General features: G+C 72.8%; 19 protein-coding genes and 1 pseudogene. 5 read left to right on the top strand and 15 right to left on the bottom strand.

Annotated elements, in window-relative coordinates; all coding sequences use genetic code 11:
* Positions 1–183: 183 nt before the first annotated feature.
* From AB0K67_RS04550 to ureA, 5 genes are all read right to left on the bottom strand, one after another.
* Positions 184–1,548: a HAMP domain-containing sensor histidine kinase gene (locus AB0K67_RS04550; RefSeq protein ID WP_364052765.1), complete on the bottom strand. Its 1,365-nt coding sequence runs from the start codon at positions 1,546–1,548 to the stop codon at positions 184–186.
* A 106-nt stretch (positions 1,549–1,654) separates the two neighbouring features.
* Positions 1,655–3,265 (bottom strand): amidohydrolase, encoded by a 1,611-nt coding sequence (locus AB0K67_RS04555; protein WP_364052768.1) that lies wholly within the window; start codon positions 3,263–3,265, stop codon positions 1,655–1,657.
* Complete coding sequence (locus AB0K67_RS04560; RefSeq protein WP_364052771.1) at positions 3,265–4,542, bottom strand: MFS transporter; 1,278 nt, start codon at positions 4,540–4,542, stop codon at positions 3,265–3,267. Before AB0K67_RS04560 ends, AB0K67_RS04555 begins: the two co-directional genes overlap by 1 nt.
* Before the next feature lie 12 nt (positions 4,543–4,554).
* Positions 4,555–6,198: an urease subunit alpha gene (locus AB0K67_RS04565; RefSeq protein ID WP_364052774.1), complete on the bottom strand. Its 1,644-nt coding sequence runs from the start codon at positions 6,196–6,198 to the stop codon at positions 4,555–4,557.
* A complete protein-coding gene (gene ureA, locus AB0K67_RS04570) occupies positions 6,195–6,758 on the bottom strand; it encodes an urease subunit gamma (protein WP_364052777.1) in 564 nt (187 codons plus the stop codon). The genes AB0K67_RS04565 and ureA overlap by 4 nt, the downstream gene beginning before the upstream one ends.
* Before the next feature lie 91 nt (positions 6,759–6,849).
* Here ureA and AB0K67_RS04575 point away from each other — a divergent pair, with 91 nt between their 5' ends.
* Positions 6,850–8,013, top strand: coding sequence for a helix-turn-helix domain-containing protein (locus AB0K67_RS04575; RefSeq protein ID WP_364052780.1), 1,164 nt, complete (start codon positions 6,850–6,852; stop codon positions 8,011–8,013).
* 92 nt (positions 8,014–8,105) lie between these two features.
* On the opposite strand, the gene AB0K67_RS04580 is transcribed toward AB0K67_RS04575, so the two are convergent.
* The gene (locus tag AB0K67_RS04580) at positions 8,106–8,522 is read right to left on the bottom strand and encodes an SPW repeat protein (protein ID WP_364052783.1); all 417 of its coding nucleotides are present in this window, start codon (positions 8,520–8,522) and stop codon (positions 8,106–8,108) included.
* Between the two features lie 139 nt (positions 8,523–8,661).
* Between AB0K67_RS04580 and AB0K67_RS04585 the strand changes: the two genes are divergently transcribed.
* Entirely contained in the window at positions 8,662–9,711 is a 1,050-nt protein-coding gene (locus AB0K67_RS04585) for an iron-containing redox enzyme family protein (protein WP_364052786.1), read from the top strand.
* Positions 9,712–9,714: 3 nt separating this feature from the next.
* On the opposite strand, the gene AB0K67_RS04590 is transcribed toward AB0K67_RS04585, so the two are convergent.
* Complete coding sequence (locus AB0K67_RS04590) at positions 9,715–10,452, bottom strand: class I SAM-dependent methyltransferase (protein WP_364052789.1); 738 nt, start codon at positions 10,450–10,452, stop codon at positions 9,715–9,717.
* A 144-nt stretch (positions 10,453–10,596) separates the two neighbouring features.
* Between AB0K67_RS04590 and AB0K67_RS04595 the strand changes: the two are divergent.
* Positions 10,597–10,707: pseudogene (locus AB0K67_RS04595) on the top strand (hypothetical protein); the annotation flags it as partial.
* Here the strand turns inward: AB0K67_RS04595 and AB0K67_RS04600 are convergent.
* From AB0K67_RS04600 to AB0K67_RS04615, 4 genes are all read right to left on the bottom strand, one after another.
* Positions 10,671–11,795, bottom strand: coding sequence for a glycosyltransferase family 2 protein (locus AB0K67_RS04600; protein ID WP_364052792.1), 1,125 nt, complete (start codon positions 11,793–11,795; stop codon positions 10,671–10,673). The pseudogene AB0K67_RS04595 and the gene AB0K67_RS04600 overlap by 37 nt on opposite strands.
* Positions 11,796–11,858: 63 nt before the next feature.
* On the bottom strand, positions 11,859–12,710 hold the full coding sequence (locus AB0K67_RS04605; RefSeq protein ID WP_364052795.1) for an ABC transporter permease: 852 nt from the start codon (positions 12,708–12,710) through the stop codon (positions 11,859–11,861).
* The gene (locus AB0K67_RS04610; protein ID WP_364052798.1) at positions 12,670–13,557 is read right to left on the bottom strand and encodes an ATP-binding cassette domain-containing protein; all 888 of its coding nucleotides are present in this window, start codon (positions 13,555–13,557) and stop codon (positions 12,670–12,672) included. Before AB0K67_RS04610 ends, AB0K67_RS04605 begins: the two co-directional genes overlap by 41 nt.
* Positions 13,558–13,742: 185 nt before the next feature.
* The gene (locus AB0K67_RS04615) at positions 13,743–14,198 is read right to left on the bottom strand and encodes a MarR family transcriptional regulator (protein ID WP_364052801.1); all 456 of its coding nucleotides are present in this window, start codon (positions 14,196–14,198) and stop codon (positions 13,743–13,745) included.
* A gap of 173 nt (positions 14,199–14,371) precedes the next feature.
* Between AB0K67_RS04615 and AB0K67_RS04620 the strand changes: the two genes are divergently transcribed.
* The gene (locus AB0K67_RS04620; protein WP_364052804.1) at positions 14,372–15,151 is read left to right on the top strand and encodes an LLM class flavin-dependent oxidoreductase; all 780 of its coding nucleotides are present in this window, start codon (positions 14,372–14,374) and stop codon (positions 15,149–15,151) included.
* Positions 15,152–15,727: 576 nt separating this feature from the next.
* On the opposite strand, the gene AB0K67_RS04625 is transcribed toward AB0K67_RS04620, so the two are convergent.
* Together AB0K67_RS04625 and AB0K67_RS04630 are read right to left on the bottom strand one after the other, a co-directional pair.
* A complete protein-coding gene (locus tag AB0K67_RS04625; RefSeq protein WP_364052807.1) occupies positions 15,728–16,726 on the bottom strand; it encodes a glycoside hydrolase family 11 protein in 999 nt (332 codons plus the stop codon).
* Between the two features lie 270 nt (positions 16,727–16,996).
* The gene (locus tag AB0K67_RS04630) at positions 16,997–18,391 is read right to left on the bottom strand and encodes an aminotransferase class V-fold PLP-dependent enzyme (protein ID WP_364052810.1); all 1,395 of its coding nucleotides are present in this window, start codon (positions 18,389–18,391) and stop codon (positions 16,997–16,999) included.
* Between the two features lie 162 nt (positions 18,392–18,553).
* On the opposite strand from AB0K67_RS04630, the gene AB0K67_RS04635 reads away from it, so the two are divergent.
* Positions 18,554–19,225 (top strand): DUF4142 domain-containing protein, encoded by a 672-nt coding sequence (locus AB0K67_RS04635; RefSeq protein ID WP_364052813.1) that lies wholly within the window; start codon positions 18,554–18,556, stop codon positions 19,223–19,225.
* 199 nt (positions 19,226–19,424) lie between these two features.
* On the opposite strand, the gene AB0K67_RS04640 is transcribed toward AB0K67_RS04635, so the two are convergent.
* Both AB0K67_RS04640 and AB0K67_RS04645 read right to left on the bottom strand, forming a co-directional pair.
* Positions 19,425–19,919 carry a MarR family transcriptional regulator gene (locus AB0K67_RS04640; RefSeq protein ID WP_364052816.1) on the bottom strand — a complete coding sequence of 165 codons (495 nt, stop codon included), beginning with the start codon at positions 19,917–19,919 and terminating at the stop codon, positions 19,425–19,427.
* Between the two features lie 40 nt (positions 19,920–19,959).
* Positions 19,960–20,229, bottom strand: a complete 270-nt coding sequence (locus AB0K67_RS04645; protein WP_364052819.1) for a DUF3040 domain-containing protein — start codon at positions 20,227–20,229, stop codon at positions 19,960–19,962.
* Positions 20,230–20,418 lie beyond the last annotated feature (189 nt).

Below are 20,418 nucleotides of genomic sequence, written 5' to 3' on the forward strand. Positions count from 1 at the left end.
GCCGCGGTCGCGGGTCCGGTGATGACCGCCGGTCTTCGCCGGAGCCCGCGGCCGGACGGAGCCGTCCTGTTGGGATGAGTGCCTCTCTTCCGCACCTCAGCGGGTGCGCCACCCATGCTCCCGGTTCCGGCCGCCGCTCCCTAGGGCCGAAAGTCCCTTGATCGCGAGGACTCTTGGCCTCGCTCAGCCGGGCTCGTGCTCGCCCGCCAGCGGCAGCCGCAGCACGAAGCAGGTGCCGCGCGGGGTCTCCTCGATGGCCAGGTTGCCCTGGTGTGCCTGGGCGATGGCGCGGGAGATGGCCAGGCCGAGCCCGCTGCCCCCGGGGTCGCGTTCGCGCCCCGCGGCCAGCCGGATGAAGGGCTGGAAGACCTGCTCGCGCTGGTCGGGCGCGATGCCGTTGCCGTCGTCCCAGACGGTCAGCACGGCCTCGCCGTCGGCGCGCTCGACGCTCACCTCGATCGCGCTTCGAGCGTGCCGCTCGGCGTTGACCAGCAGGTTCGTCAGCACCTCTCCGAGCTGGACGCGGTTGCCCCACACGCGGGGAGCGTCGTGGACGGACACGCGCGGCCGGTAGGCGGGCGACAGGCGCTCGACCTCGTCCCGTACGAGAGCACCCAGATCGACCCGCTCGGCCTGCTGCGGTGACGACGTGCGCACCCGGGTGAGCAGCAGCATCTCATCGATGATCACCTGGAGACGGCCCACGCTGCCGAGCGCGTCGCTGATCGTCTGGCCTCGGTCCACGCCCGGATAGATCAGCGCCTCCTCCAGCCGGGTACGCAGGCCGGTCAGCGGCGTACGCAGCTCGTGGGAGACCATCGAGGAGTAGTAGCCCTGCTGCCGGACGGCCTCCTCGAGCCTGGCCAGGGTCCGGTTCACGGTACGGGCGAGCGTGGCGATCGCGTCACGGCCGCGTGGCACGGGCACCCGCAGGCCGAGGTCGGTGACGGTGATCTCGGCGATCAGGTCCCGCATCACCTCGACCGGGCGCAGGGTACGGCGGATGAGCAGCGCCGCCAGGCCGGTCACCAGCGCGCTGGCGACCAGGACGGCGCCGGCCAGGCCAAGCTCGAGGTTCCAGCCGGCCAGGACGGGAGGCTCCACGCGGCCGGCGTACACGACGTGGGAGGCGCCGCCCCACAGCCCTTCCTCCTCCTGCGGGGACGGCCGGAAGGCGGTGAACATCACGCATTCGCCGTTCGCGCACTCCCTGCCGTGCTTGATGCGGTCGTCGGAGCCCGGCCACAGCGTGCTGATCGGCGGGCGCCCTGCCGCGTCGCGGCTGGCCGCCACGACGCGGCCGGTGGCGTCCACGAGCTGGAGCAGGTTGACCTCCGCCGTGGTCACGGGCTGCGGGGTCGAGGTGTCCATGGCCGCGATCCAGTCCGAGGCCGCGCGCTGGGTGCTCTGGTAGACCTCGCTCTCGACCTTCTCGCGCACGATCAGGTCCGCGGCGACCGCGACCCCGGTGAGGCTCGCCAGCGACAGCAGCGCGGTCATCAGGATGAGGCGGGCCTGCACGGAGAGGCGGCCGGGACGCAGGGGCATAGGCAACCTCCCCGCTCGCCTCGCTCCTCAGGGCCATGCTTGCAACTGCCGGTTCATGGGGAGCCAATGCCGCCGCAACGTGCGGGTCATAGGTGGAGAAACCGGGTCAACGCCCGTCGTGGACCAGCCGCCCGCCCACGGCGGTGGCGATCACGGTGACGTCCTTGATCGCGGCGGGATCGACGGCGAACAGGTCGTCGGAGAGCACCGCGAAGTCGGCCAGCTTGCCCCGGCTCAGCGTGCCCTTGAGGTGCTCCTCGTGCACCGCGTACGCCGAGCCCTCGGTGTAGGCGCGCAGCGCCTGCTCGACGGTGAGCGCCTCCTGCGGGTTGAACGGCCGCCCGCTCGCCGTGCGCTGGTTGACCAGGTCGTGGATGCCGAGCAGCGGCGCGCCCGCCACCACGGGGCAGTCGGAGCTGCCCGGCAGCACGATGCCGGCCTCAAGGAACGAGCGCTGCCGGTAGCAGCCGCGCGACCGCTCGGGCCCGAGCGCCTCCAGCATGCCGTCGCCGATCTCGGAGATGAACCGGCCCTGCGGCACGGGGATGACGCCCAGCTCGGCGACCCTGGCGACCTGGGCGTCGCTGGTGACCGCGCAGTGCTCGATGCGGTGGCGGGCGTCCGGGCGCGGAGTGCGGGCCTGCGCCTCGGCGTAGGCGTCGAGTACGACGTCCACGGCGGCGTCGCCGATGGCGTGGGTGGCGATCTGCCAGCCGGAGCCGTGGGCGCGCAGGATGAAGCCGCGCAGCGCCTCCGCCTCCTCCTGCAGGAAGCCCCGGTTGCCGGGCTCGCCCGCGTAGTCGCAGCACATGGCGGCGGTGCGGCCGATGAGCGAGCCGTCGGAGAACAGCTTGACCGGCCCGATCCGCAGCCACTCGTCGCCGAGCCCGGAGCGTACGCCGAGGTCGAGCCCGAACTCGGCGTCCACGTCGTGCAGGTTGGGCGAGCCCGGCATGAGCGTGGCCCGCTGCGGCAGCAGGCCCCGCCTGATCGCGTCCTGGAAGGCGGCGACGTCCCAGCGGCCGTTGCCGGCCAGGCCGGCGCCGACGCCCGGCTCGGTGAAGCTGGTCAGCCCCTCGGCGGCGGCGGCCCGCCCGGCCAGCGCGATGCCCTCGATGAACTCCTCGTGCGCGAGCGGCCGCAGCACCCGCAGCGCGAGGTCCTGTGCCTGCTCGGCGAGCAGGCCGTCGGGCAGCCCGCGCTCGTCGCGACCGACGGAGCCGCCCGGCACGTCGGGCACGTCCTCAAGCGACGGGAAGCCCATGAGCGCGAACGCCGCCGTGCTGGCCACGCCCATGTGGCCGGAGGTGTGCTGGAGCCAGACCGGGCGGCCGCCGGAGGCCCGGTCGAGGGCCTCGCGGGTGGGGTGGACGCCGCCCAGCTTGTTCTGGTCGTAGCCGCCGCCGCGGATCCAGGCCCCTTCCGGCAGGGTCGCGGCGCGCTCGGCGACCCGCGCGTACAGCTCGTCGAGGCTGCTCACGCGCACGTCCAGCTCGCGCAGCCGCTGGCCGCGCATGCTCAGGTGGTGGTGGGCGTCGTTGAAGCCGGGCACGACGGGCGCGCCGCCGAGGTCCACGACCGTCTCGGCGCTCACCCCGTCGAGCTCCTCGTCCAGCCCGGCGATCCGGCCGTGCAGCACGCCCAGTCGGGTGGCCTGCGGCCGGTCGCGGTCGAGGGTGGTGAAGCGGCCGTTGACGAACAGCGCGTCGAGACGCATCAGACCTCCAGCGGTTCCCGCGCCGCCACGCTCCTGCGCCGCAGTGCGGCCACGCAGGCCATGGTGAGCAGAATGATGACCAGGTACTGGGCGACGACCGCCCAGATGGTGCCGGTCGAGGTGAGCAGCGCCTGGGCGATCATCGGGGCGGTGCCGCCGATGAGGGCGCCGCAGAGCTGGTACGACAGCGAGATGCCGGTGTAGCGGACCCGGGCGGGGAACGCCTCGGCCAGGAAGCCGGCCAGGGCCGCGTACGACATGCCGCCGAAGACGATGCTGAGCGCCAGCCCCAGCGTGGCCAGGACGGGCGAGCCGGTGCCGACCATGGCGAAGGTGATCGGCGTGCACACGATGAGCGCGGTGAACGCGATCAGCATGAAGCGGGCGGCGCCGTAGCGCTGGCCGAGCACCGCGCCGATCGGCTGGGTGACGAACTGGGTGATGGCCACGATGAGCAGCACGTCGAGCATCGTGCTCCGGCTGATGCCGAGGTCGGTGGTGGCCCACGACAGGATGAAGGTGTTGGTGAAGTACGCCGAGGCGATGCCGACGCCGCTCGCGCCGATGCCCAGCAGCACCAGCGGCCAGGAGCTGCGGAAGACCTCGGCGACGGGCAGCTTGGCCACCTCGCGCCGCTCCTGCATGCGGGTGAACTCCGGCGACTCCTCCACCCGCATCCTGATGACCAGGCCGACCACGAGCAGCACGGCCGAGCACAGGAACGGGATCCGCCAGCCGTAGGACAGGAAGGCGTCCTCGGGGAGCATGCTGACCAGCGCGAACGCGGCGGTGGCGAGGATCGACCCGGCGGGCGAGCCCTGCTGGGCGAAGGCGGCGTAGAAGATGCGCTTGGGGCCCGCGTGCTCGGCGGCGATCAGCACCGCGCCGCCCCACTCGCCGCCGACGGCGATGCCCTGCACCAGCCGCAGCGTGGCGAGCAGCACCGGCGCGAGCACCCCGATCTGCGCGAACGTGGGCAGCACGCCGACGAGCGTGGTGGCCCCGCCCATGAGCAGCAGGGTGACGACGAGCGTGCGCTTGCGGCCGATGCGGTCGCCGAGGTGGCCGAAGACGACGCCGCCGAGCGGCCTGGCCAGGAACCCGACCCAGAAGGTGGCGAAGGAGGCCATCACGCCGGCGGCGGGGCTGACCTCGGGGAAGAACAGCTTGCTGAAGACGAGGGCGGACGCGGTGCCGTAGATGTAGAAGTCGTACCACTCGATGGAGGTGCCGACGAAGGACGCGATGCCCGCGCCGCGGGCGGTGGTGGAGCTCATACGGGGGGATTCCTAGGCGAAGTGGTGGAGTCGAGCCAGCGGCACCTCGGTGGCGGGGGCCATGCTCGCCGCGGCGCCGTCCACGAGGACGGGTCCGGGTTCGCGCGGCACCTCGACGCGAGGAGTCGCCATATTTCGGCACATGTCGGATCGGGTGAGGCCGCGGGAGTGCCGGATCGCCGCGTACCGCAGGCCGCGTGGCAGGGCGTCCCTGCTGTCGGCGGAGTCGAGCGCGTCGTGCGCGACGAAGATCCGCGACAGCCGGGCGGGCGCGTCGCCGAGTCCGCCGAAGTACGGCCGGTAGACGCGCGGCTGGGTGAGCCGGGTGGAGCCGGAGCCGCTGCCGGAGACGCCGTGGGCGACGAAACCGGCTTTGATCACCAGCTCGGGCTTGGTGCCGAACCAGGCCGGCTGCCAGAGCACGATGTCGGCCAGGCGGCCGGGCTGCAGCGTGCCGACCTCGTGGGCCAGGCCGTGCGCGACGGCCGGGTTGACGGTGAGCTTGGCGAGGTAGCGCAGGATGCGCGCGTTATCTCCCGCGGGGTCTCCCGCGCCGGCCGCCAGGGCGTTGAGATGCGCCACCTGCCACGTGCGCCGCACGGTCTCGGCCACCCGGCCCATGCCCATCGAGTCGGAGTTGACGATGCTGATCGCGCCCAGGTCGTGCAGGACGTTCTCGGCCGCGATGCCGTGCTCCCTGACCCGGCTGCGGGTCACCGCCACGTCGCTGTCGATGTGGTGGTTCTGCCGGTGCACGGTCATCGTCATCGGGAACAGCTCGCCGGCGGTGTTCGTGGTGTAGGGCAGCGTGGGGGTGGTGGACGAGGGCAGCACGTGCGGCTCGGAGAGGATCTCCAGCAGGTCGGGATGCCCGCCGCCGCCTTCGACGTGGTAGGCGTGCACGGTGCGCCCGCGCGTCGCGGCGATCGTGTCGGCCAGGTAACCGGACTCGTTCATCGAGTCGGAGTGCAGCGCCACCGGCAGGTCGGCCTGCTCGGCGACGCCGAGGCAGGTGTCGATGACGCGCGGCGTCGCGCCGAAGTCCTCGTGGATCTTGAAGCCGCCCGCGCCCGCCAGCACCGCCTCCTCCAGCAGCCGCTGCGAGCTGGAGGAGCCGCGGGCCAGGAACGCCACGTTCAGCGGGGTGCCGCGCCAGGCGGCCATCAGCGTGTGCAGGTTGTGCGCCGGGTTGACGCCGACGTCCCACACGCCCCCGAGGCCCATGCCGACCACGGTCGTCACGCCGGAGGCCAGCGCGGCGGGCGCGATCTCCGGCGACGACAGGTGCACGTGCGAGTCCACGACGCCGGGCGTGGCGATCAGGCCCTCGCCGGGCACGATCGCCGTGTGCGAGTCGATGATCGCGCCTTCGAACGGGACGATCCTGCCGTCCTTGACGCCGATGTGCGTCTTGCGCACGCCGAGCACCGGGTCCATGAGCACGACCCCGGCCACGACCAGGTCGAGCGCGGACTCCCTGTCGCCGCGCGGGCTGGCCAGCAGCCCGTCGCGCAGCGTCTTGCCGCAGCCGCCGAGCAGTTCGTCGCCGTGCGGCACGTCGTCGGCCTCCACCTCGGCCCACAGGCAGGTGTCGCCGAGCCTGATGAGGTCCCCGGTGGTGGGGCCGTAGATCGCGTTGTACGTCTCGCGTCTCATGACGTGATGACCTCCACCTCGACGGTCTCGCCCGGCGGGAAGGCGGTCGCCGTGCCGGCGGGGATGGCGAGCCTGAGCCCCTCCGGCGACCTGTCGAACGACAGCGCCGCGTTGACCTCTCCCAGCGGGAAGTGCGAGGAGACGTAGACCGTGCGCTCGCCCCGGTTGGTGATGCGCAGGGTGGTGCGCTCGCGGCCGGGGTTCAGCTCGACCTCGCGCGGCAGCGGCCGGACCGCGCCGGGGCCGCCGGGCTCCGGCGGGCCGATGGGGGCGTCCACGGCGACGAGCGCGGTGCCGTTCGGGAACAGCGCCTCGACCTGGACGTGGGGCACGAGCGCGCAGACGCCCTCCATCACGTCGCCGGGGCCGAGCACGGCCTTGGCGCCCTCGATGACCTCGGGCAGCGTGGCGCCGTCCCAGGCGAGTTCGAGGATCTCGTCGCAGATCAGGGCGATGGCCTCGGGGGCGTTCAATCTGCGCCCACGGGCGCGGCGGCGGCGGGCGAGCTCGGCGAGCGTGAAGATGGTGAGCCGCTCCTGCTCGCGAGGTGTCAGATGCAACGTCGAACCTCCCGTTTCGCTCACGGTATGGCGAGGTCAGGGGGCCGACCAACGGTGAGACGGTGCGTAAATGCGCGGCTAGATTGTGCACATGACCAACGACGTGCTGGTCCGTCTCGCCCGGCGATGTCTGGAGAGTTACGAAGACCTCATCGACGACTGGGCCGAGCAAGTGATGGCGATGGAGCCGTACGCGCGGGGCCTGGTCAGCCGCGAGGAGGTGCTGGAGGGCGCCAGGGTCGGGTTCGAGCTGATCCTGCGCCACCTCGCCGAGGGCCGGGTGCCGCCCGAGCTGCGGCCGCACTCCGAGCGGCTGGGCGAGCGGCGGGCCGGGCAGGGCGTGCCGCTGGAGTCGCTGCTCGCGGCGGCCCGGCTGGACGCCCGCGCGCTCTGGCTGGGCCTGGTCCGGCTGGCCGCGCCGGAGGACCTGCCGCCGCTGCTCGAAGGGGCCATCCTGGTGTGGGAGGCGGTCGAGCAGCACAACACCGGCCTGATGACCGGCTATCAGCGGGCCGTGCTGGAGATGGGCAGGCAGCGCGAGGACGAGCGGCGCACGTGGTTCGCGCGGCTGCTGGACAACGACGGCCGCAACCCCGACGTGGTGCGCGACGCTGGGCGGGTGCTCGGCTTCGACGTGACGGCCTCGTTCGTCGCGGTGGTGGCGTCCCCGGCGGCGGGGGCGGCGCTGCGGGTGGCGGCGAGCGGGATGAGCGGGCTCGGGCTGCGTACGCACCGTCACGAGTCGCCGTCGGGCGACATGTTCGTGGTGCAACTGCCCCATCGGGCGCCCGATCCGGAACGGCTGGTGCTGGAGGCGCTGGCGCGCGTGGCGTGCGGCGTGTCCCCGCGGGTGGCGGGTCTGGCCAGGGTGCCGCACGCGGTGCGTCTGGCCGCGGCCGCGATCCGGGCCGGCGGCGCGGCGCCTGCGGGGCCGATGCGGCTGGAGGACCGGTGGCTCGAGGTGTTCGTCGCGCACAGCCCCGAGCTGGCGGCGGAGCTGGCGGAGCGGGTGCTGGGGCCGCTGGAGTCGATCGGCGCGGTGGAGCGGGAGCGGCTGCTGGAGACCGTACGCGTGCATCTCGCGGGCAACGGCTCGATCGCCGACACGGCAGCGGCGCTCTACTGCCATCGCAACACCGTTCAGCACCGCTTCGCCAGGTTCAGGGAGCTGACCGGGCGCGACGTGCGGGTGCCGGGTGACGCCGCCGTGGTGGCGCTGGCGCTGCGCGTCCGGCCCGCGAGTGAGGGTGGGTGAGCGCGTGAGAGGGGCGGATGGCGCGAGACGGAGCAGGCGCGGGAGGCGGGTGAAGGCGTGAGAAGGGCCGGTCTCGAGGGCCGGCCCTGGTCTCATCGCCTCCTCGTCATGCTCATGCCGAGCGCCACCAGGCCGAGGATGAGAATGATCGCGCCGACGATCACGTTGGTGGTGATCGTGGCCGGCGTGTCCGCCTCCCCCCTGATCAGCCAGGGCGCGAGGATGGTCCACACACCGATGACGGGCACGATCCACGCGATTCCGTGCGTCCGCCCGTACGCGGAGCTGAACCCCGCCGCCAGCAGCGTCACAGCGAGCCCCGTCACCAGATTGCTGACGGTCAGCGACGTGATGCCGGAGAAGCCGACGATCCATGGAGACAGGGCCAGGAACAGCCCGGCCAGCATGGTCAGCCCGTCCGCCACCTGAAAGGCCGGTTTGGCCGCGGCCACGTCGTACTTCTCACGCATGCCGATGATGTCGGGATGCCGCTCCATTTCGCGGGTCATCAGGGACATCACCTCCCCGTACGACCGGCGAGGACCTTTCCCGCCGTGCCTCCACTACCCCGCCAGGGGTGAGTCATACCGGCGGTTTGCCTGGTCAGCGCGGGGGAAACGACTTGGAGCCGGTAAGAGGGGGTGCTTCGTGACAGCGGTCGACGCCATCGGTGGACACGGCAGGACCGTCCAGGACACGCCGGGCGGGCTCTCGCCGGGGCTGCCCGCGCCGCGCGGACCCGTCACCGCGCTGCTGTTCCGCCGCCTGGCCGCGCCCCCTGACGGGCGGGCGCTGCACCTCGACGTGACCGGCGCGGACCTGGGCGACGGCGACTTCCAGCTCGCCCTGTTCACCTGCTACGAGCTGCACTACCGGGGTTTCTCCGGCGTCGACGAGCGCTGGGAGTGGGAGCCGTCGCTGCTGGCCGGCAGGGCGGTGCTGGAGCGGCACTTCGAGAAGCTCCTCGCGCGCGCCGTGCCCCGGCCGCGCGTGAACGGGCCGGGCGACGTGCGGCGCACACTGGTCGCCCTCACGGCCGACGACAGCGGGCCGTCGGTCTCGCGGTTCCTGGCGCAGCGGGCCGGCCGAGAGCACTTCCGCGAGTTCGTCGTCCACCGCTCGATCTACCACCTCAAGGAGGCCGACCCGCACACGTGGGCGATCCCCCGCCTGGCGGGCGGGCCGAAGGCGGCGCTGGTGGAGATCCAGGCCGACGAGTACGGCGGCGGCCGCGCCGAGCGCATGCACTCCGAGCTGTTCCGCGCCACCATGCGCGGCCTCGGCCTCGACGACTCCTACGGCGCCTACCTCGACCACGTCCCCGGCGTCACGCTGGCCATCTCCAACGCCATGTCGCTGTTCGGCCTGCACCGGCGGCTGCGCGGCGCGCTGGCCGGGCACCTGGCCGCCTTGGAGATGACCTCGTCGCTGCCCAACCGCCGCTACGCGCGGGGGCTGCGCCGGCTCGGCGGCGACGCCGTGAGCACGCGCTTCTACGACGAGCACGTGCAGGCCGACGCCGTGCACGAGCAGGTCGCGGCGCACGACCTGTGCGCGGTGCTGGCCGCCGACGAGCCGCACCTGGCGGGCGACATCGTGTTCGGCGCGGCGTGCGCGGTGGAGCTGGAGCGGTTGTGGGCGGCGTACGTGATGGCGCGGTGGGAACGCGGCGACTCGTCGCTGTCCCGGCCCTCCTGAGCCTCAGCCGGGCAGGCGGTAGACCGACACGTGCTCGGTGCTGGTGTCGGTGAACGGCGTCCTGTTCCAGTCGGCCCAGCGGTACTCGCGCTCCATGCCGGCCAGCCGCGCCATCAGGTCGAGCTCGCAGGGCCAGGCGTAGCGGTGGTTGGCGGGCAGCAGGCGTACGCCGCCGTTGGTCAGCCGTACCTTGGTGGTGGCCATGAGCTGCTCGGCGGGCGAGATGCGGGCCGCCTCGGCGAGCACGACGTCCTCGTTCAGCGCGAGCAGCCGCAGCGCGCCGCCCCTGCGGAAGGCCGCGAGGTCGGGCACCCACGCCTCCACCACGAACCTGCCGCCGGGCCGCAGGTGCGCGGCCGCGTTGCGGAAACAGGCGACCTGCGCGTCCTGCGAGGGCAGCGCGTAGATGGTGTTGGTGGTCAGCGCCACCAGCGAGAACGAGCCCTCGACCCGGGTGGTGGAGAAGTCGCCCACCGCCACCGGGATGCGCTCGCCGCCCGGCTTGGCGCGCAGGAGCTCCACCATCTCGGGCGAGCCGTCGATGCCGGCCACCTCGTGCCCGCGTGCGGCGATCGGCACGGCCAGCCGGCCCGTCCCGATGCCGAACTCCAGGATCGGCCCGCCCTCGGCGAGCAGGCACAGCTGCTCGACGGTGGCCTCGGTGGGCAGGTTCGCCACCGTGAGGTCGTAGATGTCGGCGATGCCGCGCCCATAGGCGGCCGGGTCGAAGCCGGTCGTCATCGCCGCTCCCCCACTCTGGTCACGCGCTGCTCACGTGTGGTCACACGGCAGTGCTACCCCACAGGTCACGGATCATTCCGGCATACCGCCCCGCCTCTCGGGCACTGAAGTGGGATGTCGCAACACCGGGAAGACGGGGACGGCATGGACGATGTGGTGACCGTGACGCCGTGCGAGGACGGGCCGCTGCTGGTCAGAGGGCCGTTCCGGCTGGTCACTCAGGACGGCGTGCCGATCCCCGCCGGACGCTCGACGGTGGCGCTGTGCCGGTGCGGGCGCTCGGCGGTCAAGCCGTTCTGCGACGGCTCGCACAAGGTGGCCGGCTTCCGCGCGCCGAGCGAGCCGGACCCGCCGGACTGATGTCGCTCCGCAGAGGTACGTTCCGCCTGCGAGCGCGCCGCCCGCCGCAGCCACCGCAGGGAGTGGGCGGCCCGCCGCAGCCTGCGCCCCGCGTACGGAACGCCGCCCCGCAGCGCGGCACCGGCGGCGAGCCAGCAGCAGGTGGCCCGCTCCAGCACCCACACGGGCGCGAACAGCGCCGACGTGGCGGGAAAGACACGCCTGCCGCCCGCCCGCCGCCGCCCCGCCTCGGCCAGCGCGACCGCCAGCGCGGCTCCGGCCAGCGGCGGTGCGTACCGGCGCCGCCACAGGCACCAGGCCAGCGCGGGCAGCACCGGCAGGAACAGCGCCAGCCGGGCCGGTTGCGCCAGGTCGTCGTAGGCCTGGCGGACCCGCTGGTTCCAGAAGCGGGCCGCGTCGGGCGGCAGGCGCGGCACGTACAGGTCGAGCGGGCGCAGCTCCCTGCCGCCGTGGGCGCGCACCGTGCGGATGAGCTCCAGGTTCTCGAACAGCACGTCGCCGTCGTAGCCGCCCATGCGCTCGAAGAAGGCGCGGCGCACGCCGAACGTGCCGGGGTAGTCGGCGCCGGCGCTGCGGTTCAGCAGGGTGCGGGCGGTGTCCCAGCGGGCGTGCCAGGGCAGCTCGGTGAAGTGGTTCTGCGGGCGTACCAGCTCGGCGGTCTCCAGCAGCGCGTCGATCCTGGCGAGCGTGTCCCCGTCGTGGCGTACGTCGTCGTCAGCGATGACCACGTGCCGGGCGCGGGCCAGCCGCATGCCGGTGAGCACGCCGGCCACCTTGCCGTTGGCGCAGCGCAGGCCGGGGTCCGGGCGGGCGTGCGTGACCAGGCCGCGCCAGGCGGCGGCGTGCCGCTCGTACAGCGGGGGCGGCGAGCCGTCCACGACGATGATCTCCCGTACGTGGCGGGCCAGCGCCCGCAGGTAGGCGGTGAGCTCGCCGAGGCCGCGGTCGTCCTCCCAGCGCAGCGGGAGCACGTAGTCCATCATGGGCGGCGGCTTCCCGGGGAAGATCGGGTTAAACGAGCTGCGACCTGCTGCAACGGACCGGCTCTAACGGGCCAGGCGGCCGAGCAGCGCGGCCGCGGCCGTGATCCCCGCCGCGGCGGCCACCGCGAGCACCGCGAAGTCCAGCGGCAGGTGCGCCGGTACGCCGAGCAGCAGCCCGCGCAGCGCGTCCACCTCGTAGCTGAGCGGGTTGACCGCACTGACCACCTGCAGCCAGTCCGGCATCGTGGTCGTCGGGTAGAGCGCGTTGGAGGCGAAGAACAACGGCATCGTGATGGCCTGCCCGAAGCCCATCAACCGGTCCCGGGTGCGGACGATCCCGGCGATCGTCACCGACAGGCAGGCGAAGAACGCCGACCCGAGCAGCACCGTCACCACCACCCCGAGCAGGCGCAGCGGATGCCAGCCCAGGTGCACGCCCAGCAGCGCGGCGATGACCACCACCACGGCGGCCTGCACGATGGCCTTCACCCCGGCCGCGAACGCCTTGCCCGCCACCAGCGCCGCCCGCGGCGTCGGCGTGACCAGCAGCTTGGTCAGCACGCCCGAGTCGCGCTCCCAGATGATGTGGATGCCGTAGAAGATGGCGATGAACATCGTGGACTGCGCGATGATCCCCGGCGCGAGGTAGTCGCGGTAGGGGATGCCGCCGGTCGGGATCACGTTGATGCGGGTGAACGTCTCGCCGAAGACCAGCAGCCACAGCGCGGGCTGGACGGCGCGGGTGTAGAGCTCCGTACGGTCGTGGCGCAGCTTCTGCAGCTCGACCACGCACATCGCGGCCAGCCTGGCCGGGACCACCCGCCAGGCGGGCCGGTCCTTCGGCGGGGCGGCTAGCGGCGCGGCGAGCGAGCCGTCAGCCGACGCGGGAGGCGGTGGTGCGGGTACGGCGGACATCGCGGAACTCCCCTCCCTCCTCGTTGAGACCGCTGCCGGCGACGTCGCGGAAGACGTCCTCCAGGGTCGGCGCCGGGCCGCCGCCGCGCCGGGCGCGCAGGTCGTCGGTCAGCTCGCGCGGCGTCCCGGACGCGCGTACCCGGCCCTTGTGCATGAGCGCCACCCGGTCGCAGTACTGGTCGGCCTCGTCCATGTAGTGGGTGGTGACCAGGACGGTCATCCCGGTCGCGGCGCGCACGGCCATGATGTGCTCCCACACCACCGTGCGCGCGATGGGGTCGAGCCCGATCGTGGGCTCGTCGAGTATGAGCAGGCGCGGCGCGCTGACCAGCGCCTGGGCCAGCTCCAGGCGGCGCACCATGCCGCCCGAGTACGTCTTCGCCAGCCGGTCGGCGGCGTCGGCGAGCCCGACCGCCTCGAGCGCCTGGTCGACGCGGGCGCGCCGCTCGCGCCTCGGCACGTCGAAGACGCGGGCGAAGAGCGAGACGTTCTCCCTGCCGGTCAGCCCCGAGTCGGCAGAGAGCTGCTGGGGGACGTAGCCGAGCAGGCGGCGCACCCGCATCCTGTCGGCGGCCACGTCGAGGCCGAACACCCGCGCCATGCCCTTGGGCACGGGAAGCAGCGTCGTGATGCACCTGATGGCGGTGGTCTTGCCCGCGCCGTTGGGGCCGAGCAGGCCGAACACCTCGCCGGAGCGTACGGTCAGGTCGAGGCCGTCCACGGCGGTGGACTCGCCGAAGGAGTAGCGCAGCCCCGTACACGAGACCGCCGCCGCCTCCGCATCGGCCCCGCTCTCCGGCGCGCCGCCGTGCCCCGCTCCGCCGTCCCGCCCGCCGTAGCGGCTCACCTCGCCGTCCAGCCCGCCACTGTGTCTGCCACAGTGCCCGCCACTGTGTCTGCCACTGTGTCTGCCACTGTGTCTGCCACAGTGCCCGCCGCCGTGGGCGGGGCCGTCGTGGGCGGGGCCGTCGTGGGCGGGGCCGTCGTGGGCGGTCCCCGTGGCATGGTCTCGTACGCCGTCGGCGTCCGTCATCACGCCGTCACCTCCTCCTGCAGGCTCTCGGCCAGGCGGCGCATGGCCGGGAGTGCGGCCTCCAGTGCGGCCAGGTCCTCTTCGCCGAGCCGTGCCAGGTGCTCGCGTACGAGCGCGGTGCGGCGTTCCTGCCAGGCCCGCAGCCGCGCCTCGCCCTCCGGCGTGGGCAGCAGCCTGGCGGATCTGCGGTCGTCCCTGCGCACCTCGCGACCGATCAGCCCGGCCCCGCTGAGCTGGTTGACCAGCGTGGAGACCGAGTTGCCCGCCAGGTAGAGCTCCCTGGCCGCGGCCGAGACGCTGATGCCGGGGTTGTCGGCGACCAGGCGCAGCAGCTCGACCTGGGCGCCGCGCAGCCGCGGCCCGGTCAGGCCCTGTCGCAGGCGGCGCCGGATCAGCCGGTTGAGGCCGAGCAGCACGCCGGCGAACGCACCGGGCAGATCCTCGTCCGCACTCATGCCCGAAATATTAGCTCTGCTTACGATGTATCGTGAAATATGCAGGTCAAGGGACGTTTGCCAGTCGGTTGCGGTGATTTCCAGCCGAGGAGGCCGGTCGGCGCGACGCTCGCGGCAGAGCGCCACACCGGCGAGAGCCGCTGTGACGGCGGTCGCGGGCATAGCCTTGGCTCATGGTGCGCTTCGCTGTCGGACTGCCGAACGTCGGCGAGTTCGGAGACCCCACGCTGCTGACCGAGCTCGGCGTCGCCGCCGAGGAACACGGCTGGGACGCGGTCTATCTCTGGGACCATCTGCTCTACCACGACCCGAGCTGGCCGGTCGCGAACCCGGTGGTGACGCTGTCGGCGATCGCCGCGCGTACGAGCCGGGTCCGGCTCGGCATCCTGATGACCGCGCTCCCCCGGCGGCGGGTGCAGACGGTGGCCAAGGAGACCGCCTCGCTCGACCGGCTGTCCGGCGGCAGGCTGGTGTTCGGCGCGGGGCTGGGGTCGCTGGACTCCGAGTACGCCGACTTCGGCGAGGACCCCGATCTGAAGGTCCGCGCGGCCAAGCTCGACCAGGGCCTCGACGAGCTGACCCGGCTGTGGGAGCGGCTGCCGCCGACGCCCGTGCAGCGGCCGCGCATCCCGATCTGGTGTCCAGGGCGCTGGCCCACCAAGGCCGGTTTCCGCCGCGCGGCCCGCTGGGACGGCGCGATGCCGACGTTCCGCGACTACGGCCACGATCTTCCGCCGGTGCCGGTGGACGAGTTCGCGCGGGTGGTCGACTTCCTGGGTGAGGAGCGGGGGTCGCTGGACGGGTTCGACATCGCGCTGGAGGGCCGGGCGGCGGACGGGCTCGTCGAGGGGTACGCGGCGGCCGGGATGACCTGGTGGGTGGAGGCGATGGGCTGGTGGCGCGGCGGCGTCGCCGACGCCCGCCGCACGATCGCAGCCGGCCCGCCCCGCTGACCCCGCACCACCATCGCGGCCGCCTCGCCACGCCGGTCCCGCGCCCCCATCGTGGCCGCCCGCCGCGTCGGCCCCGCGTCCTGACGGGGCGGGCAGCACCGTGGCGTGCCAGCCCTGGCCAACCCTGGCCAGCCCTGGCGAGCGTGGCGAGGAGGGCAATGCGGCAAGGCGAGCGGCGCCGTGGCGGAACGGGCAGGCGACGCTGCGACGAGCGAGCGTCATGGCGTAGCAAGCGGCACCCCAGCAGGGCACCGTGGCAGGTCCGAGCAGCGCGGCGCAGAGCGAGCAGCACAGAGGCGGGCGGGCGCCATGGCGTAGCGGGCGGTGCCGCGGCGAGCGCGGCGAGAAGGGCAACGCGGAGGCGGGCAGGCAGCGCTGCGGCGAGCGGGCGCCATGGCGTGGCGAGCGGCGCCGTAGCAGGGCGGGGCCCGGCAGGCGCCGTGGCAGAGCGCCATAGCAGAGCGCCGTGATAGGGCGGGGGCGCTGTAGCGGAGCGCCGTGGCGGGGCGGGCAGCGCTGTGGCGCGGCGGTGTTTCGCGACCGCCGCGCCACAGGGTTCTCAGGAGGGGGAGAAGGCTAGCCCGCGCTGCAGGAGACGGTGGGCCAGGTCCAGTTGCCGTTGTGCTGGATCGTCACCCCCCAGTTGTTGCCGTTGCCGTTGGGTCTCGCTTGCAACACCTGGGAGCTCGGGTAGGTGGCGCTGATGTTCCAGGTGGCGATGATCCGCGCCGGGGACGGCACGTTCATCGTGACGGTCCAGTTGTTGGAGCCGCTGACCGAGACGTTCAGGTTGTAGCGGTCGCTCCACTGCTGGCCGGCGGAGAGGGTCGCGGTGCAGCCGCCACCGCCGTTGTCACCGCCGCCGTCGTCGCCACCGCCGTTGTCACCGCCGCCGGTGCCGATGGTGATGTTGGAGCTGCCGCTGCTCTGGTAGCCCTCGGTGGCGAGGATCTGGTAGTCGTGGCTGCCCAGATGCATGCCGGCGCGGGCCCAGGCGTCGAAGTGGTTGCCGGCGGTGATGGTGCCGCCCGTGCGCCGCTGCTGCCTGACGCTCCAGAACTGGTCGAAGGTGCGGGTGCCCTCGATGGACGGGGCGTTGTAGCGGGTGGTCTGGTAGATGTCGTACGTCCCGCCGTCCGTGGTCACGGTGCCCTTGTACGTCCCGGTGGGCCGGTAGGTGCCCCAGTTGTCGACGATGTAGTACTCGATGAGCGGGTTCCTGGTCCAGCCGTACAGCGTCAGGTAGGCGTTGCCCGACGGGTTGAAGCTGCCGGAGTACGTCACGGTCCTGCGCCCGCCGGTGGCCCAGCCCTTCCCGGCGACGAAGTTGCCGGTGTTGCGCCAGGAGGTGCTGTAGTTACCGCCCGAGCCGAGTTCCATGGAGACCGTGCCCTGAGCGTCGGTCCAGAAGGAGTAGAAGTAGCCGCCGTGGTTGCCGGTCTGGTTGGTGGTGACGGCGGCGTGGGCGACGCTGGGGAGCATCGCGACGCCCAGGGCCGCGATGACGGCTAACGCGCGGGCGGCGAATCGCCACCGGCGCCTGCGGCCCGGTGGATAGGGGGGTGCGCCGTTCATGGGGTGCTTCCTCCTCGCGTGATGGCGGCGGGAATGCGGGCGCGCGGGTACGCGCCCCATGGCCTCAAGGGCCCCGGATCGACGATGGGTGAGAGCGAGTCGCTTTCCGAAAATATCGGGAAGCTGGCGAAAGTATCGGACTCGCTTCCGGTGTCTGTCAACGGCCTCTTGCTCGTTGTGAAGCCCACTTGACCACAGACCCGCAGCAAGCTGCGGAATCGTCCCCCACGAAGGCCGTGAAACTTTCGTGGCTACCCCGAAAATTGACGATCACACTGCCGTCACGGCGTCGGCCGCAGCCCTGATGATGTCGAGTGCGCGCTCGACGTGGCGGGCGTGCGTACGGAAGCTGAGCACGCACAGCCGCAGGTAGAGCCGCCCCTGAACGTTCGTGCTGCTCAGGTAGATCTGCCGGGTGTCGTTGATCTCCTTGAGCAGGCGGCGGTTGCGCTCGTCGTCGCCCTCGCGCAGCCGGAACACCACCACGGTCAGATCCGGCCGCCACGGCACCGCGAAGCGGGGATCGGCGGCCAGCTCCCGGTGCACCACGGCGGCCAGGTCGAGCTTCTCCTCCAGCTCGCGGGCGAAGGCGTCCACGCCGTGCAGGTGCAGCGGCAGCCACAGCCGCAGCCCCCGGAACTCCCTGGTCAGCTCGACGCCGAGGTTCGCGAAGTCGGGCAGGCCGTCCATCGCGGCGAGGTCCTGGAGGTAGTCGCCGCCGTCGGCGTGCGCGGCGTGCAGCGCGGCCGGGTCGCGGACGAGCAGCACGCCGGTGCCGTACGGCAGAAACATGCTCTTGTGCGGGTCGATGGCGATGGAGTCGGCGCGTTCGATGCCGGCGAGCAGCGGCCGGCCGCGCTCGGTGAGCTGGAAGCCGCCGCCGTAGGCCGCGTCCACGTGGAACCACAGCCCCTCACGGGCGGCGAGCCCGGCCAGCTCGGGCAGGGGGTCGATGGTGCCGGTGCCGGTGGTGCCCGCGGTCCCGGCCAGCAGGAACGGCCGCAGCCCCGCGGCCCGGTCGGCGGCGATCAGCTCGGCGGCGGCGCGCACGTCCATGCGCAGGTCGCCGGTCATCGGCACCTGGCGCACGGCGCCGGCGGGCAGGCCGCAGATGCGGGCGGCCTTGGCCACGCAGTGGTGGGTGTGCGCGGTGACGTACAGGGTGCCGCCGGTCAGGTCGTCGCCGAGGCGGCTCTGGCGGGCGGCGAGCACCGCCGACAGGGTGGCCGTCGATCCGCCGCTGGTGGTGATGCCGCCCGCGCCCGGCGGCAGCCCGAAGCGCTCGCACAGCCAGGTGAGCACGCCGTGCTCCATCGCGACCAGCGCGGGCGCCATCTGCGCCAGGCCCGTGTACCGGTTGACGGCGTTGGCCAGCAGCTCGGCGAGCGCGGCCGAGTACAGCCCGCCCGCGGGGAAGTAGGCGAGGTAGCCGGGACCCGCCGTGTTGACGCCCTGCCCGGCGGCGCGCAGGAACGTCTCCACCAGCTCGCCGAAGTCGCCCGGCCCGGCGGCCGGCGGGCGGCGCAGGCGTTCCGCCAGGTACTCCGCCGGCGTGTAGTCGCTGGCGGGCGACTTCTCCAGCGCATCGAGCCAGTCGGCCAGCGCGTCCACGGCCTGCCGGCCGAGTCCGGCCATCTCGGGCCGGTTCACATCGAGTTCCGTCATGCCCGGCACCTTAGGAGGAAACGAGCTCGTCGGGCTTGGACGCCGGTGCACCCGGGGACCACGAGCTCCCATACGACTTCGCACAGTGCCATGAACGGCCCCGCCTCCGGCGGCGTACCTCACCATGACGGCCGTCTCAGGCCGGGGAAGGGGACGATGATCATGGGACCCCGACGCGTACTCATCGTCTGCGGCATCGCCGCGCTCTGGCCGCTGACGGCGTGCGCCGGCTACACGCCGACGCCCACCGCCGACACGGCCGCACTCGCCGAACTGGCGAGCGAAACACCGTTTCCCGCAGCGGAGCCCTCCGAATCCGCGCCGCCCGCGGAGGAGGAAGAGGACACCGGGACCTGGCAGACGAAGTGGGGGCCGCTGTCGGAGCTCGACCGGGACCTCATCCGCAAGGTGCGCCTCGCCGGCCTGTGGGAGATGCCGATGGCCCAGGACGCCGTGCAGCGCGCCACATCGGCCAAGGTCAGGCAGGTCAGCGAGACCATCGCGAGCCAGCACCACACGCTGGACGAGCAGGTCCGCGAGGTGGCATCGAAGCTGGAGGTCAAGTTGCCGGTGAAGCCCACCGAGCAGCAGCAGCGCTGGATGAGCGACATCTCCGGCAGCACCGGCTCCTCGTACGACGCCACGTACGTCAAATGGCTGCGCCTGGCGCACGGCCAGGTCTTCGGCCTGATCGGCAAGGTGCGCGGCAGCACCCAGAACACGCTGGTCCGCCGCTTCGCCGAGCAGTGCAACGAGGCGGTGCTGAACCACCAGCGCCTGCTGGAGAGCACGGGCCTGACGACCCCGGAGAGCTTCCCCGACCCGACGGCCTGACGCCAACCACCCCGCCGCACGAACCGCCTCCGCGCACCCGTCCGGCCGCCTGAACCCGCTTGCCGGTGGGGCTGACGGCCTGCCGCGAGGGCGGGCACAGGGGCGGCCGGGTGACGGCAGGGCGCTGAAGCGGCTTCCCACCTGACCACCCCACCGGTCCGGCGGCGAGACGGCGGGCGACGGCGGAGAGCCCCGCAGGTCAGACGTCTTGCAGGCCGAGCGGGCGGGGCGCGGCGTCCGGTGACTCGCCGCCCGCCGCGTTGAAGGCGTTCATGGCGGAGACGAGCGCGCGGCGCTGCTCGGCCGGCATGCGGGCGACGATGGCGCCGATGTCGGCGCGGCGGCGCTCCATCACCTGGTCGACGATGCGCCGGCCCTCGCCGGTGAGCCGCATCAGGCTCTCGCGCCGGTTCTGCGGGTTGACCTCGCGGACGACCAGCCCGGCGGCCGCCAGGCGGTCGGCCATGCGCATGGCGGTGGAGGAGTTGACGCCGAGCAGCTCGGCCATGGTGACGAGCTTGGTCTCGCCGTGCCCGGCCAGCAGCACCATCATCCGGAACTGCGGCAGCGTGATGCGGTCCTCGACCGCGCCGAGCGACCTCGCGGCGACGGCGACGAGCAGCCGGGACCCGCTCAGCACGGCCGTGACGACGGCCGACAGGTCGTCATCCTGGCCGGCGACGTGTGTCCCCACGTTTGAGGACATGTCACCCATGTCCACAGTTGTACCGCCGCTACCCCTCCTGCCGCGCGGGCGCCCTCTCACAGGAGCTGAACGGCACCCCCGGACACTCCCGCTCCCCCGTCGTGATCAGCAGCACGATCCCCATCATGACGATCGCGCAGGTGAGCAGCATCAGCATGAGCCAGACATGCATGGCCGACCCGCGCCGCCGGTGGTGACCGGCCTTCCCGGAGAGCAGCGCGTCCAGCTCGGGCTCATCGAGCGCTAACCGTTTCTCCAGTTCCTCCAGTGCCCGACGCTCTTCCCGGGATAGACCCATGCCTCATCTCCTCGGCGGCCCAAGAGCGGCACCCAGGACACGCCCCCGTGTACTCCCCGCTTCGCGCCATGCTCGACATCCTGACGACGACTGACATTCCAGCCGGACTGATCAAGGAGACCAAGAGAACCTTGCATACTGCAATGAACCTGTGATGTGGGGCGTTCCGCCGCCGGCGTCCGCGAGCGG

This window comes from Nonomuraea sp. NPDC052634 (assembly GCF_040678535.1).
In the GTDB taxonomy this organism is placed as follows: Bacteria; Actinomycetota; Actinomycetes; order Streptosporangiales; family Streptosporangiaceae; genus Nonomuraea; species Nonomuraea fastidiosa.

Coding starts and splice junctions, on each gene's coding strand:
- AB0K67_RS04620 (WP_364052804.1), top strand. CDS start 14,372: ATGGTGCGCTTCGCTGTCGGACTGCCGAACGTCGGCGAGTTCGGAGAC.
- AB0K67_RS04560 (WP_364052771.1), bottom strand. CDS start 4,542: ATGAGCTCCACCACCGCCCGCGGCGCGGGCATCGCGTCCTTCGTCGGC.
- AB0K67_RS04635 (WP_364052813.1), top strand. CDS start 18,554: ATGGGACCCCGACGCGTACTCATCGTCTGCGGCATCGCCGCGCTCTGG.
- AB0K67_RS04550 (WP_364052765.1), bottom strand. CDS start 1,548: ATGCCCCTGCGTCCCGGCCGCCTCTCCGTGCAGGCCCGCCTCATCCTG.
- AB0K67_RS04575 (WP_364052780.1), top strand. CDS start 6,850: ATGACCAACGACGTGCTGGTCCGTCTCGCCCGGCGATGTCTGGAGAGT.
- AB0K67_RS04555 (WP_364052768.1), bottom strand. CDS start 3,265: ATGCGTCTCGACGCGCTGTTCGTCAACGGCCGCTTCACCACCCTCGAC.
- AB0K67_RS04580 (WP_364052783.1), bottom strand. CDS start 8,522: ATGACCCGCGAAATGGAGCGGCATCCCGACATCATCGGCATGCGTGAG.
- AB0K67_RS04605 (WP_364052795.1), bottom strand. CDS start 12,710: ATGTCCGCCGTACCCGCACCACCGCCTCCCGCGTCGGCTGACGGCTCG.
- AB0K67_RS04615 (WP_364052801.1), bottom strand. CDS start 14,198: ATGAGTGCGGACGAGGATCTGCCCGGTGCGTTCGCCGGCGTGCTGCTC.
- AB0K67_RS04565 (WP_364052774.1), bottom strand. CDS start 6,198: ATGAGACGCGAGACGTACAACGCGATCTACGGCCCCACCACCGGGGAC.
- AB0K67_RS04630 (WP_364052810.1), bottom strand. CDS start 18,391: ATGACGGAACTCGATGTGAACCGGCCCGAGATGGCCGGACTCGGCCGG.
- AB0K67_RS04625 (WP_364052807.1), bottom strand. CDS start 16,726: ATGAACGGCGCACCCCCCTATCCACCGGGCCGCAGGCGCCGGTGGCGA.
- AB0K67_RS04590 (WP_364052789.1), bottom strand. CDS start 10,452: ATGACGACCGGCTTCGACCCGGCCGCCTATGGGCGCGGCATCGCCGAC.
- AB0K67_RS04600 (WP_364052792.1), bottom strand. CDS start 11,795: ATGATGGACTACGTGCTCCCGCTGCGCTGGGAGGACGACCGCGGCCTC.
- AB0K67_RS04645 (WP_364052819.1), bottom strand. CDS start 20,229: ATGGGTCTATCCCGGGAAGAGCGTCGGGCACTGGAGGAACTGGAGAAA.